Origin of the sequence: Mycobacterium sp. (assembly GCF_965229265.1) — a bacterium.
Classification (GTDB): Bacteria; Actinomycetota; Actinomycetes; order Mycobacteriales; family Mycobacteriaceae; genus Mycobacterium.
On record NZ_CBDDIY010000010.1, the window covers coordinates 277,815 to 291,255 of the forward strand.

General features: G+C 63.9%; 15 protein-coding genes. 6 read left to right on the forward strand and 9 right to left on the reverse strand.

Features of this window, described 5'->3' with window-relative positions; translation table 11 throughout:
* The first annotated feature begins 25 nt into the window (after positions 1 to 25).
* A complete protein-coding gene (locus ADBZ9K_RS03515) occupies positions 26 to 448 on the forward strand; it encodes a PPOX class F420-dependent oxidoreductase (protein WP_526618535.1) in 423 nt (140 codons plus the stop codon).
* Between the two features lie 113 nt (positions 449 to 561).
* Here ADBZ9K_RS03515 and ADBZ9K_RS03520 read toward each other — a convergent pair whose 3' ends face one another.
* Positions 562 to 1,419, reverse strand: coding sequence for an alpha/beta hydrolase (locus ADBZ9K_RS03520; protein WP_526618536.1), 858 nt, complete (start codon positions 1,417 to 1,419; stop codon positions 562 to 564).
* Between the two features lie 71 nt (positions 1,420 to 1,490).
* Positions 1,491 to 2,132 (reverse strand): GAP family protein, encoded by a 642-nt coding sequence (locus ADBZ9K_RS03525; RefSeq protein ID WP_526618538.1) that lies wholly within the window; start codon positions 2,130 to 2,132, stop codon positions 1,491 to 1,493.
* 87 nt (positions 2,133 to 2,219) lie between these two features.
* On the opposite strand from ADBZ9K_RS03525, the gene ADBZ9K_RS03530 reads away from it, so the two are divergent.
* On the forward strand, positions 2,220 to 2,924 hold the full coding sequence (locus tag ADBZ9K_RS03530; RefSeq protein ID WP_526618539.1) for a TetR/AcrR family transcriptional regulator: 705 nt from the start codon (positions 2,220 to 2,222) through the stop codon (positions 2,922 to 2,924).
* 10 nt (positions 2,925 to 2,934) lie between these two features.
* Here the strand turns inward: ADBZ9K_RS03530 and ADBZ9K_RS03535 are convergent, their stop codons facing one another.
* Positions 2,935 to 5,154 carry an arylsulfatase gene (locus tag ADBZ9K_RS03535; protein WP_526618540.1) on the reverse strand — a complete coding sequence of 740 codons (2,220 nt, stop codon included), beginning with the start codon at positions 5,152 to 5,154 and terminating at the stop codon, positions 2,935 to 2,937.
* 628 nt (positions 5,155 to 5,782) lie between these two features.
* A complete protein-coding gene (locus tag ADBZ9K_RS03540) occupies positions 5,783 to 6,160 on the reverse strand; it encodes a PIN domain-containing protein (protein WP_526618541.1) in 378 nt (125 codons plus the stop codon).
* A gap of 422 nt (positions 6,161 to 6,582) precedes the next feature.
* On the opposite strand from ADBZ9K_RS03540, the gene ADBZ9K_RS03545 reads away from it, so the two are divergent.
* Both ADBZ9K_RS03545 and ADBZ9K_RS03550 read left to right on the forward strand, forming a co-directional pair.
* Positions 6,583 to 7,134, forward strand: coding sequence for a YaeQ family protein (locus ADBZ9K_RS03545; protein ID WP_526620697.1), 552 nt, complete (start codon positions 6,583 to 6,585; stop codon positions 7,132 to 7,134).
* A gap of 178 nt (positions 7,135 to 7,312) precedes the next feature.
* Entirely contained in the window at positions 7,313 to 8,221 is a 909-nt protein-coding gene (locus ADBZ9K_RS03550; protein WP_526618542.1) for an LLM class flavin-dependent oxidoreductase, read from the forward strand.
* Positions 8,222 to 8,294: 73 nt separating this feature from the next.
* On the opposite strand, the gene ADBZ9K_RS03555 is transcribed toward ADBZ9K_RS03550, so the two are convergent.
* Positions 8,295 to 8,699 carry a hypothetical protein gene (locus tag ADBZ9K_RS03555; protein ID WP_526618543.1) on the reverse strand — a complete coding sequence of 135 codons (405 nt, stop codon included), beginning with the start codon at positions 8,697 to 8,699 and terminating at the stop codon, positions 8,295 to 8,297.
* A gap of 164 nt (positions 8,700 to 8,863) precedes the next feature.
* Here ADBZ9K_RS03555 and ADBZ9K_RS03560 point away from each other — a divergent pair, with 164 nt between their 5' ends.
* Both ADBZ9K_RS03560 and ADBZ9K_RS03565 read left to right on the forward strand, forming a co-directional pair.
* A complete protein-coding gene (locus tag ADBZ9K_RS03560; protein WP_526618544.1) occupies positions 8,864 to 9,073 on the forward strand; it encodes a hypothetical protein in 210 nt (69 codons plus the stop codon).
* A 392-nt stretch (positions 9,074 to 9,465) separates the two neighbouring features.
* A complete protein-coding gene (locus ADBZ9K_RS03565) occupies positions 9,466 to 9,948 on the forward strand; it encodes a hypothetical protein (RefSeq protein ID WP_526618545.1) in 483 nt (160 codons plus the stop codon).
* Positions 9,949 to 9,976: 28 nt separating this feature from the next.
* Here ADBZ9K_RS03565 and ADBZ9K_RS03570 read toward each other — a convergent pair whose 3' ends face one another.
* The 4 genes from ADBZ9K_RS03570 to ADBZ9K_RS03585 form a co-directional block, all read right to left on the reverse strand.
* A complete protein-coding gene (locus ADBZ9K_RS03570; protein ID WP_526618546.1) occupies positions 9,977 to 10,792 on the reverse strand; it encodes an NAD-dependent epimerase/dehydratase family protein in 816 nt (271 codons plus the stop codon).
* Positions 10,793 to 10,795: 3 nt separating this feature from the next.
* Positions 10,796 to 11,170 (reverse strand): MarR family winged helix-turn-helix transcriptional regulator, encoded by a 375-nt coding sequence (locus ADBZ9K_RS03575; RefSeq protein WP_526618547.1) that lies wholly within the window; start codon positions 11,168 to 11,170, stop codon positions 10,796 to 10,798.
* Between the two features lie 145 nt (positions 11,171 to 11,315).
* Positions 11,316 to 12,206, reverse strand: coding sequence for a helix-turn-helix domain-containing protein (locus tag ADBZ9K_RS03580; RefSeq protein WP_526618548.1), 891 nt, complete (start codon positions 12,204 to 12,206; stop codon positions 11,316 to 11,318).
* Between the two features lie 38 nt (positions 12,207 to 12,244).
* A complete protein-coding gene (locus tag ADBZ9K_RS03585) occupies positions 12,245 to 13,039 on the reverse strand; it encodes an SDR family oxidoreductase (protein WP_526618549.1) in 795 nt (264 codons plus the stop codon).
* Between the last annotated feature and the right edge of the window lie 402 nt (positions 13,040 to 13,441).

Genomic DNA, 13,441 nt, shown 5'->3' on the forward strand with positions numbered 1-13,441 from the left:
CTGCGGCCGTCCTACGCTGGTGGTCATGGTCCAACTCTCTGACGACGTGATCGCGTTCCTGGCCGAAGGAACCCGCACAGGCAAATTGGGATACGTCGCCGCCGACGGCCGACCCTTGGTGGCGCCGATCTGGTTCATCGTCGATGGACAGCAGCTCGTCTTCAACACCGGCAAGGACACCGCCAAAGGGCGCGCACTACAGCGCGATCCGCGGGTGGTGGTGTGCGTCGATGATCAGAGTCCGCCGTTCTCGTTCGTTCAGGTCCAAGGCATCGCTGAGCTCGGCGAGGAAGCCGATGAACTGCTCGACACCGCAACCCGGATCGGCGGCCGGTACATGGGCACCGAGCGCGCTGAGGAGTTCGGCCGCCGAAACGCGGTGCCCGGTGAGCTCGTCGTCAGGGTGACGCCAACCAAGGTGATCAAGGCGTTCAACGTCGCGAACTGATCGGTCCACCGCGGCGAGTGTTTGGAGATGTTGCCCTGTAACACAATCCGTCACTGTGACGAATCAGACGGGGGCGACGGGCGAGTAGCGCCGGGGGAGTAACTCGTAAGCCTTCATCGATCATGCAGGGCCGCACCGACGAAGGATGAGATCTGGCGCCGAGCCTTCTGGGATTCAGGCGCAGGCATCAGGATGAACCCGTGGAACCCGCCGGCTATCTCGACGAGTGTGGCGTCTACCCCGGCGGCGTGCATGCGTGTCGAGACGTAACGGGAGTCGTCGAGCAAACAGTCGTGGGTGCCGACGACGATCAAGGTGCGGGGAAAGTCGACAAAGGAGCCGTAGAGCGGGGACACCAGCGGATCTCGCAAATCTTGGTCACCAGCATAGGCCACGGCGCTGCGCGAAAGGCCTTTGCGGGACAGCATATCCAGGTGTTCATTCCGCACGAAGCTGTCGGAACTGTTGGTCAGGTCTGCCCAGGGGAACATGGCCACCAGGGCTTTCGGCGTGTTACCACCTTGGTCGAGCACTCGCCTTACCAGTGACATGGCCAGTCCACCGCCGGCGGACTCTCCAACAATGACCGTGGGCCGGTCACGCGCTGCCTCCGAGTAGACCGCCCACACATCGTCCAGCGCCGCGGGAAACGGATGCTCCGGTGCAAGTCGGTAATCAACACTGACCAGTTCCGCACCGTGGGATCGGACCAGCCCGCTGTGGGCGCGGGCCGCGAGCGAACTGCCGGCGACGAATGCGCCGCCGTGGACGTGGAAGATCAACCCTGCGTTCGCCCGGGCCGGGCGAAACCATCGAACGGGCACGCCGGCCACCGTGGCGGTGGTCTCCTCGACGCCGCGCACCCGTCGCTGGAGCGCCTCCGTCGTTTGGGTGATCTTGCGTGTCCTGTCTACCGCGGGCGCGCCGCCTGACTTGGATGTAACCAGCAGCATGAGCTTCTGGAAAGCCACCAGCCGTCGGCTCGGATGGTGCAACTTTGGTTCAGGCACAGGCTTTCTCCTCCCTGTTAGGGGCAGTGTCATCAAGCTGCTTGCAGCAACAACACCAGGCCCACGGCAATGAGAATCACCGCGAGGATCGCGGCACTATGACGCTCCAGGGCGACTTTTAGCTGTTGCAGGGGTTGGTCCATGCGCTCACGCCAGATGGCATAGCTCAGCACCGGCAGTATCACCGTCACGCTCGCCAGCAGGACGAAAAGGCCCACATCCGCCCACCGGGTCAGGCCAGCGTGCGTGGTGGCGCCAATACTGAAACCGCCTGCGGCGCAGGCGGAGAACACTTTGGGATTCAGGGAAACCAGAACCGGTGCTGCTGCCACGGCCCGTAGCGGGCTGAGAGTGTCCAGCGCCCGCAGCCATACGGGCGTACGTGCACTCCGCCCCCGCCGCATCCAGGTAACAAGGCCGGCGACGACCAGGAGCACTGCCAATGCCAGCGTTGCGGGTCGGATCCATTGCGGTGGGGGACCGCCGGGGTCAGGCAGGTTCTCGGAGAGTCCAACGAACAGCCCGGTGGCGAACGTCAGCGAGAATGTCCACCCCACGGCGAACGCCCATCCCGACGCCAGTGGACGGGGCGTGTGCAGCATCAGGATCGCGGGAATCACCGAGGCCGGCGACACGGCGATGACCAGCGCCAGGGAGACCAGCTCGGCCCGCATTGCGCACCCTGACTTTCCTGTAGCGAAGCAAATAAGTAATGAGACATCATTATATATTGAGGACCGGGGAATGCGTACTATCGGGCGATGCCCTCGGAGTCGGAACGCACACGGGAGCCGTTGCGCAAGCGTGGCCGCAACAGCAGCGGCGAAGCGACACGTATCAAGCTCATCACCGTCGCGGAGACAATGTTCGCCGACCGGGGGATCGCTGCGGTCAGCCTCAACGAGATCAGAGTCGCAGCCGGGCAAAGCAATGCCGCGGTGGTGAACTACCACTTCGGGTCCAAAGAGGTCCTGATCAGGGCGATTCTCGAGGATCGCCTCGAACGCATCGAGGAGGAACGCGGACGACTTCTTGACGAAGTGTTGGCGGACGGTCGACCGGTCGAACTCAGGGGCCTCCTCGAGGCCTTGGTTGTCCCTCAGGTGAGCAGCATCGAGCGCGGGGAGCGACATGTCGAGCTGGTGGCTCAGCTACTGTTCCACGGCTACGGCGAAATAGGCGGGCATGCGTGGATTCTGGCCGACCCCTTGTTGACCGGGAACGGCCAGCGCCTCAATCAGCTAATCTGGCAACAGCTTTCGCATCTCCCCGACGCCGTCGCCACGGCGCGTCTTCGTTTTGTCTACACAAGCTGCCTCAATACCCTGGCAGACCGCCAACGCCAACTGAAAGCTGAAGCCGCCACCCTGCCCACCAGGGTCTTCGTATCCGACCTCATCGATTCGCTGAGCGCGGTCATCTGCGCGCCGGCGTCGGTGGGCACCCTGGAAGCGATACAGCCCTGAGGGAGCGCCTTCAGTCGGATTTGAGCGCCGCCCTGAGCAGATCCCGACCTGGCAGCGAGTCCAGATCGGATTCGACTGTCACCGAGTGCAGTTGACCGTTCCAGGCAAACGGTGGTTGATAGCCATCACATACCGGAAGCCCCTGATCTCGCCCCAGCAGCAACGATGTCCCGCCATGCTGCCAGACGTGGGGCAGCGTCACCGGGGCCACCGCAGAGCCGACGACGGTGTCGTCGATCACCGCTTCCACTCGGGTTTCGCCGTCGAGGCGATGCAACCGACAACCGGCGCTGTGGCGTCCGTGGGTGAGTAGCCGATCGGCTCGCACGCGGATATTGCCACCCGGGGCGGCGATTTCAATGTGGAGTCTGTATTCGATCACGAACGCCGCCAGCCCCCCGGTCCAGTTGCCGATAGCGAACAACACACCGTTGGCGCTTTCGGCGGGGACATCGACGTCAGCGGACAGTCGGCTGTACAGCAGGGGCAGCGCCTCATCGACTACCGGTCCGCCCGAAGGCCGCAACACCACGCGCTGACCGGGCGGGAACTCTGGCCACACCATCTCCGCGGCTCGTGCCACCAGCGAATCGGTCAGTGGCAGCACGTCATAGCGAGCGGCCTCGGCGTTCCACAGGTCGGTCAACCGCGACACCACGTCCGGGTGCTCCGCGGACACGTCGTGTGCTTCGGCGAAATCGTCGGCCCGGAACAACGACCACCGATCAACGGCGAAGTCCCGGCTACCGTCCAGCAGTGCCTCCTCGTCCATCACGCCTTGGCTCACGTGATCGGTTGTGGCCTTCCATCCATCGTCGATGATCGACCGGGATCCCACGACTTCGAAGTATTGGGTGGACCGGGGGGCGGGGGCCGCCGCGTCGTGGAAAGTGGGCAACAGACTCGCCCCGTGCACGGCGCTGTCCGAGGTTTTGGAAGGGGCCGATTGCAGCTCAATTCCGCAGGCCTGCAGAACCGTTGGCATGACGTCGATAGCGTGGGCAAATTGCGGGCGCACGGCGCCGCCGTCACCGATACCGCGCGGCCAGTGCACGATCAGCGGGACGCGCGTACCGCCTAGCCAGGCATACCGCTTCCACAGCCGGAAGGGGGTATTGCCGGCCCAGGCCCAGCCCCAGGCATAGTGCGGATAACCCGCCTTGCCGCCCCAGTCCGGTAGGCGATCGAGGTTGTCGGCCGGCGACTCCGGTACCCGGTGGGTAAAACGGTGTTCGTTGCTGGTGCCCGCCACACCTCCTTCGGCGCTAGCCCCGTTGTCGGACATGATGAGAAGGAGCGTGTTGTCCAGGACATCGAGTCCTTCGAGGGTGCGGATCAACCGATCGATCTGGCTGTCGGTATGACTGAGAAAGCCCGCGTACACCTCGTGCATCCGTGCGTACACGGCGCGTTCAGCCGCGGTGAGGCGAGCCCAGGCCGGGACCCATTCGGGCCGCTCGGTGAGCGTGGTGCCTGCAGGTACTACACCCTCGGCGAGTTGCCGCGCGAACACCTCATCTCGCCACGCGTCCCATCCGATATCGAACTGCCCCGCGTAGGCGTCGGCCCATTCCTTGTGGACATGATGCGGGGAGTGCATGGCTCCCGTGGCGAAGTAGAGGAAGAACGGCTTGCCAGGTGCCGACTGCTGCTGGCTGACGACCATCTTGATCGCCTCATCGGTGAGGTCCTCGGTCAAGTGGTAATCCGCCGGGCGAACATCAGGACCATCGAGGTAGGTGTTGTCGCGTACCAGTTGCGGGTCCCAGTGATTGGCGTCGCCGAGCAGAAAGCCGTAGTAGCGCTCGAACCCGAGCCCCAACGGCCAGCGGGTGAACGGACCGGCACTCGTCCGTTCGCCGCGCGGTGCCAGATGCCATTTCCCGACAGCCATGGTGCTCCAACCGGAATCCCGCAGTACACGCGGCAACGTCGGCGCGGAGGCCGGAATCTTACCGGTGTAGCCGGGATGGACAGTCGGGATGTCGGCAAGGAAGCCCATCCCCACCGAGTGATGGTTTCGGCCGGTGAGCAACGCGGCTCGCGACGGCGAACACAGCCCGGTGACATGAAATCGGTTGTACCTGAGTCCGTTACGGGCCAGACGATCAATGGCCGGGGTTCGGATGTTCGATCCGTAGCAGCCGAGCTGGGCATAGCCGAGGTCGTCCAACACGATCATGACCACATTGGGCGCCTCTGGACGCGCTGTCACCTTGCCTGTGCCCATTTCCAACCCCTCGACTCGCCGTAGCGCAATTAATGTATATTCATTACAAGTACACAATACAGAGCAGGCGCGACCTGGCGCGCCATCCCGGTACGGCAAAAATTGGGCGGGAGCGGTGAAGTAACGTCACAGTGACGAATTGAGCCAGCACGAAACATCGGGCAGTGGTGGGTAAAAAAGGTTAAACCGCTTGCACTGAAACGGATTTCGTCGGAAATGGCGTCGACGACGACAGTGGTCCTCCGACGGCCCCGGGCCGGGCACGTACCGGGAGCCGCGCCGGGGCGATATCGTCACAGTGACGAATTGACCGCGGCGGGGTTTTGTTTCTGGGGCGCGGTAGCCGCGGATTCAGCTCAGCGCCGCGGGTTCGCCGGCCGAATAGGCGCATACGCATGGGAAGACCTGGCGGGCGGCTGTCGGATGGTTCCGGAGCGCAGTGGGCAAGAAGTCGGACAGCTCTGAGGTTTTCCCGGATTGCTGTCAACTAGTTTCGGATCAGACGGCTGGCGCCTCGCAGCGTCTGCCCAGGTAGAGTTTTTGCCGATAAGCCACATTATGTCAAGTCGACTACTGCATATTGCACTGCACACCAACGGGTTTCAACTCCGTCACACCCTGCCCTGACCTAACTGACAGTGCCCCGTTCCAACGCCCACCGATGCTGGAAGGGCAATACCTCGGCAGCGATCTCGAAATCAGCGTCGTAGTGCAGCAGTGTCACATCATGGGCGTTGGCAAGGGTGGCGATCAGTAGGTCGGCCATGCCGACGGCACGATGACGACGAGTGCCGGCCAGCGATCGCTGCGCGTCCAACGCCGCCTGCCAGTGTTCGTTGTTGGTCGGCAGGTATTCGTATGCGAGGCGGCGATCTGACCATATCTGCGCGTAGTCCGCGGCGGTCCGGGCGCTGTAGAGCGCCTCGGCGTCAAGCTGAGCGACCTCAGGGTTTGTCATCAGTGCCGCGGCACTGGTGTCGATGCGATACCGCGCTACTACCGCCACACATCACCTCGTTTGCCAGGGTCAGTCATCTCCCCCATACCGCCAGACTTCAACCATGCGATCTGGCGACCGCGTGCAGACGCCGCTGCGGCCTGCTGCAACGCGATGCGGACGGTATCTGATACGCCGGACGTCCTAAGTTCCTTTTGCGCGGCGGCCAACAGGTCGTCATCGAGGTCAATCAAACGCTTGGTCATCTCGCCTATACGTGCGCGGTCTCAGTCGGCTACACCAGCTGTGAACGGAGAATATGCAGCAATCGAATATGCAGGATTACCAGTAAATGTCGCCATTTTCTTCATCTGCCGCCGTCGGTGGTCGAGCCCGAAGACAGCGGTGCCTGCTCCCGCAGCTTGCGCGACGCCCGGCAACCCGAGGTGACCTGCTTGTTCGGGGAACGCCACCAGGGTAGACACTATGACGTGGCCCTTTCTGCAACCGTATTCAAAGTCGAACTTGGTGTGTCCGATGTCGACCACGGTTACTACGCCGATCACTCGCTCACCGTAGCCCGCCATCCCAGTGAGACCGATGAGCGGATGGTGGTGCGGTTATTGGCTTTTGGGCTGCGCGCTCACCGACTCGCTGACATCGACGGCGAGTTGACGTTCGGGCCGGGGCTGTCCACCACAGGCGTGCCGGACCTGCGGATCGCCGACTACACGGGCCGGAGCCTCGAGTGGATCAACGTCGGCCAGCCTGATGAACGAGCCCTGAACAAGGCAGCCGGACAGGCCGACGAGGTGGTGCTGTTTCCGTTCGCCGCCGGCGTGGCCACCTGGTGGCGCACCGTCGGTCCCAAAGTGGCGGGACTGCCGAACCTGACGGTGGTGCAGATACCGCACCCACCGGTACAGCAACTGGCCCACACCGTCGACCGACGAGTCTCGGCGCAGGTGATGGTGATCGAAGGTCAGGTGACGATGACCGTCGGTGGAGTCGACGTCACCTTCACCCCCGAGCCATTGAAGTGAACGTCTGAGTCCGGGACCCTACTCGATAGCGATGGTGCCATCGGTGCGCCTACTGGAGCATGACAATCCGGCCGGCGGACTGCAGGAATACGCCGGAACCGAATATGGCGGATTACCAGTAACCTACCGAATGCTGCCAACATGGCCGCGCTCTGCAGTTGCTCCCTAGACTGACGGAGTGCGATTCTCCGTGTGGCCGTCGACGACTCAACCGTGGGACGAAGTGCTCGAACTGGCACAGTTCGCCGACGACGGGTTCTGGCATGCGCTCTATGTTGCCGATCACTTCATGTCCCCGGGCGATAAGCCTGGCCGGACGAGCGACTGGCTGGAGGCCACCGCCGTCATGGCCGCACTGGCCACCGGCACGTCGAACATCCGGCTGGCCAACCTGGTGCTGTCGATGACGTTCCGGCACCCGGCAGTGCTCGCGAACCTCGCGGTGACGGTCGACCGGATCAGCAAGGGACGCTTCACGCTCGGGCTCGGCGCCGGCTGGCAAGACACCGAACACGAGCAGTACGGCTTGGAGCTAGGTGAGCCCAAGGAGCGGGTAGACCGCTTCGCTGAAGGGCTGGCCGTCATCACTGGGCTACTGGCGAACGAGACGACGACATTCGAAGGGCAGTATTACCAACTGGCCGACGCGCTGTGTGAGCCGAAGCCGGTGCAGTCACCGCTACCGTTGCTGGTCGGCGGGACGGGTGGACGGATGTTGCGGCTGATCGCGCGGCACGCCCAGCAGTGGAATCAGTGGTCGGCACCGGGTGGGTTCGGCGAACGATCGGCGGCGCTGGATGCGGCATGTGAAAAGGAAGGCCGCGATCCGGCCACGGTGTGGCGCTCCACGCAGGCCCTGGTGATAGTCACCGATTCACCTGAAGCGGAGGCGAAGGCGAAGGCGATCGCCGAATCGTCGCCGCAACCGGTGGTCTATGGGCCGGCGGCGCGAGTCGCCGAGGCCGCGGCAACCTGGCGCGACGAGGGCGTCGACGAGGTGATCGTCCCCGACTTCGGAATGCCGCGCGGTCCGGAGCGACTCGACGCCTACCGGGCGTTGGCCGAGGCATTCAAGCCGCTGGCCTGACCGCGGCCACAAGGGATTACGGACATTCGCGCTGGCGGACTCGGCCCAGTTTGTGGCGTCCGATCGCGCCAGGTCAGCGTTTCGGCGAGATCTTGCCCGTAAAAGTCTGCGCCGCGATCTTTCCGTTCTGAACGACGAAAGTGTCGCTGGCGACCTCGAATCGGTTGTCCGCCGTTTCGGCCGTCCACACTATGCAAGCGATGTCGCCCGAGACCTCCTGCCGGAGTATTTCGTAGGACGCGCCGGGTTTCGCGAACTCCCCGGTTCCTGGCCGGCGTGCGACGACTTCACCCCGCTGGGGGGACGGGTCCTCGACGAGAACTGGGAGCTGGCCCTGCTCCCTGCGGCCCGCGAAGAGGCCATCTTCGACGCCTACCTGCACCTGGTAGCCGCCACCCTGCATACGTACTCCAACAATCTGCGCCTGGACAGCCTCACCGACGGCCGCCTGCGCACCCACGACATCGACAAGCGCCATCAGGCACTGCTGCGCTTCGCCGAAGGCGGCATCGACGCTGGGGCCGCGACACCGCCAAAACTACCCATAGAACGCGCCGCGAGCCGGCAGCACGAGCGGACACGGAATCACAGAGGGCGGGTTGCCTGTGCGCGATGCTTCTGCCCGGGCCGTAGGCTCACGGCGTGCACAACGCGACCCTGGCCAGCGCCGCGTCAACGGCGGGGTTAACAGTGGGGCTGGCAGCCTATGCCGGGTTGATCTTCGCCGCCATCGCGATGGCGATCTACGACGTACGACGGCACCGAAGGAGCCGGGCGATCGCCGCCGCGGTGCTGGTTGGGGTGCTGACCCTGGCCGGATTGGTTATCGCCATCTTCAGCAGCGTCGCATGAACCGTCACAACGCCGTGGGCATGAGCACCGGGTGGTTGGCGGCGCCCGGAACCCCTCAGTAGTCCCGCGACGACCCTTCCCCACCGCGCGCCGAACCTGCGAGCGGGTGCCGGACCATCGCCTTTCCTCGAAGCATGATTCATCCGTCGGTGTGTCGCAGACCCATCGGGCAGTCAGCAAACATCTATGCCGCAGCGCTAATACCAGATCCGGCCCAGGCGTGGTGACGATCTGGCCAGCAGGCCGCAGCCCTCCCCTGCCTCATCGCATCGGATTCGCTGCTGCATGTCGGGCGGAATGCGGCGGGATCGAACATGGTGGGTCACTGTATCCTCGGCTTAGCATTTTCGAAGGTTATGCAAAGGAGCCTCACAGCCACGGGTGCCATCATCGTGGCCGAGCAAACCCGATGGAAGGACATCCCCGAGATGCACAGCGTGAAGTCCCGGTTGACCACTGCCACATTCGTGACGGCGATAGCCCTGGCCACCATCGGAGTGGGTACCGCTCACGCCGACCAACCTGACATGTACGCCGCTCGAAACGACCTGCAGCAGGCAATAGGTTCGCTGCAAGCCGCCCAGGATGACAAGGGTGGGCACCGTGTGGCGGCCATCGGCTTGGCCCAACAGGCCATCGAGCAGGTCAACCTGGGCATCCAATTCGCCGGCGGACCTTCCGATGGCGAATTCCCGCCTCCGCCGCCGCAGTTCGGACCTGCGATGGTCTCCGGTAACGGGTATCTGCAGGCTGCAGTCAACGAGCTGGAGGCAGCCACCGCGGACAAAGGCGGCCATCGCGTTGCGGCGCTGAGCCTCACCCAGCAGGCGATCGACGAGGTCAATCAGGGTATCCAAGTTGGCGGCCCATTCTGAGCCGTAGGGATAAGGCAGCTCGGGGAATCTAGAGCGCACCCTGCTCGACAGCATGATGGATGGTGCGAACGGTGGGTCGGAAGCCCAGCCGGCGCGCCAGTGCGCCGTCCATCTGCAGATTCCACGGGTTGACCAGTGCGTCCGACGACGGCTCCATGACTCCCCCTGCCAGCTCGACGAGTTCGTACAGTGATGTCGGCGCCTCATCGGTGATGTTGACGACGTGCCCGTCCAGTTCGCCGGTCAGGGCGAGGCGCGTCGCGGTGGCGATATCGCGATGATGGATCAAGCTCATCCGCGAGGCCGGGTGCAACCCGGCTCGCGGAGCGAGGTCGGGTAGCGAGTCCAGGTGGCCGTCGCGATCTCCGTAGACGAATCCGTACCGCTGGATCGACCATGTCAATCCGCTTCTGCGCACATCGTTTTCAGCTACGAGTTTGCTTGCCGGGTAGGCCTGCACTGGATCGACCACGTCGTCTTCGCGCCCCGGTCGCGTGCCTGCGGGGCCGTAGACGTGTGCGGTGCTCGCCATGATGAAACGGGCTTTGGATGCGTACTGCTGAACCGACGAGATCAGGTTGCGGGTCCCTTCGACGTTCGTCTTCCAGATCAGCCCGGTGTCCGGCGTACGGAACGCTGCCGCGAGATGGATGACCGCCGATACATTCTCCAACGCCGCCGTCAGTGACCCGATGGTGAAGAGGTCTCCGATCACCTCTGTGACCCCGGCGGGCGCCGATCCTGGCCGGCGTACCAGGGCATGGCAGTCCAGGCCGTCGGCCACCAGGCGTGGTAACAGTCGAGCGCCGACCAGTCCGGTCGCACCGGTCACAAGAATCTTCATGGGTCACTTCGCCTCTCGCGAAAGGGATTCGAGTCGCTCAGTGGCAGTCCGTAACACCCGCACGGCGACTTCGATGAGTGCGTCGTCGATTCCGGCGAATGCCACCGAATGGATCTGGGCCAAGTCGGGCAGGTCATGCCACAGCGTTTCTCCCGCAGGAGTGATGCGCAGGAGCTTCTGTCGCTGATCGACGGTGTCGGGTACCTGCTCGATGAGCTTTTTGCGCACCAATGTGCCAACGACAGCACTGAGCGTCGCGCGTTCGACCTGAAGGATGCGCTGCAACTCACGCTGTCTGGTCGGACCCGCGCTGACGAGTTGGTACAGCACGTACCACTGGGTTGCTCCGAGACCATGGGGCCTGAGGGCGTTCTCCATGGCGGCTCGTGCGGCAAGGTAGCACCGTTTCGTCCACGCACCGATCGTGTCCTCGTGAGCCGAAGTTAGATTGTCAGGCACCAGACAATACTGTCTGCTAGCGGACAATTGGTCAAGTGGCTAGCTTTCGGTGCCTCATCCCGGACTATCGGCTGTGTGCATGAACCTCGGAGGTCAACGGTTCTTGACTGGCCCACGAGGCCAACTCGGCTAGGTTGTCGGCGGTTGTCCCTCCCGCGGGCGCGGTGTAGATATTCAACTGCAGGCCAGGGTCGGTGGGCAGATCCATGGACTCGAAGTTCAAGTCGAGCAGGCCCACCACCGGATGGTTTACCCGCTTGCTCCCGTTTCCGTGCAGCCGCACGTCCTGGGATTGCCAGTGCTGGCGGAATAGCTCACTGCACGTTAATAATTCGCGCGCTAAAGCGATGAGCTCCCCGTCGTGGGGATTACGGCCGGCTTCCATACGCAATATCGCAGCCGCATTCCGCACCACCTGGTCATAGTCGACAAAGAACTTCTCGGCCTCGCCGGGGTTCAAGAACACGAACCGCGCTGCGTTGGCGGGTCGTCGCGGGTCGGTCAGCATCGGCGAATAGAGTGCGCGACCAAGGTGATTCATCGCGAGCACGTCGAAGCGACTATTGCGGATCAACGCCGGCGCGGCGGTAATGGCGTCGAGCACCTCCTGCAGTTCAGGACGCACCGTCGCGGGAGGCTTGCGGCGCTGTCGACCGCCGGGTGCGGACTGGCGTGCGAGATGGAACAGGTGATCACGCTCGGCTTCGTTGAGCTGTAGGGCCGTGGCCAGCGCCTCGAGCACACCCTCTGACGTGCCCGACAGGCTGCCGCGCTCGATGCGCACGTAATACTCAACCGATACCCCAGCGAGCAGCGCTACCTCTTCTCGACGGAGACCCTTGACCCGACGCCTACCGCCGTAGGCGGGCAGGCCCGTCATCTCCGGCGCGATGCGGGCGCGACGCGACCTTAGAAATTCTCGTATTTCGGTGCGCAGATCAAGCGTGGCATCCATCCCCCTACCGTAGGCCGCGTCGCAAACGAAGGGCGGGCTCACGCGGTCGTGGCGATCCCGCCATCGACGGGGATGACGGCGCCCGTCAGGTAAGCGCCCGCCCGGCTGGCGAGGAATACGGCCACCCCCGCCATGTCGTCGTCGCGGCCGATCCGGCGCAGCGGCGCCGACGCTGCGATCGCCTCGCCGAGCTCGTCCAGAGTTGCAGCCATCATTGTCGACGGGAACGGTCCCGGCGCCACCGCATTCACTGTGATGTGCTGCGGGCCCAGTTCCTTGGCGAGCACTCTGGTGAGTTGATGCAGCGCAGCCTTGCTGCTGGAGTACGAGTAGTTGGGCCGCGCAGGAATGTGTATGGCGGCGATGCTGCCAACGTTGATGATCCGGGCGGGATCGTCGGCGGTCCCAGCGCTGCGAAGCGCCGGGAGCAGCGCCTGCACAAGCCAAAACGGCGACTTGAGGTTGAGGTCGATGACTGTGTCCCAGGCCGCATCCGGGAACGTCGCCAACGGCTCGTCCCACATTGCACCTGCATTGTTGACGAGGATGTCGAGACTCCCAGACTCGGCTGTGACGAGATCAGCGAGGCGGTCACACTCCTCATGCCGGGACAGGTCGGCGGGGACCGCGCAGACGTCGCCGAATTCGGACAGCTGTTGCTGCGCCTGAGCGCACGCTTCGGCGTCGCGTGAACTGATGACCACGCGGGCACCCGCCTGCAGAAGCCCGCGCGCGATCATCATCCCGATGCCCCTGGTGCCCCCCGTGACGAGGCCGCGCTTACCGCTCAGATCGAAACGTTCTGCATGTGTTGCGAATTGGATGTTCGCCATGTGTCGCCTTCCTTACTGGTCAGGCAGGACAGAAGTACAACCTGTTTGCGGGGGTCGGCGCCGTGGTGGGGCGCTACCTCTTCATGTAGTGCCCACGTCGACGACGCGTCTATCCCGTTCGGTCCTTTTTTCAGGAGCCGCCAGCACGGAACCTTAGGGGGTATTCGGGGCGCCAAGGAGATCCCCGCAGTACGGGTACTGGCAGGGTCCCCATAGCCCGCAGTCGTCGACTTGTCCCGTAACTGCCCAACCTCACCCAGAACACCGTGTCCGCAATCTCCTCAATGGCTTCGTCAGTCAGGGGTGCCGACGTGACCAACAATCGTGGCCAAGCAGGTCGGTAGGTAGCTGCGCAACTCGGCCGTTGGGATCTCTCCACGGGCGACGGCGCGGGCGATGAGT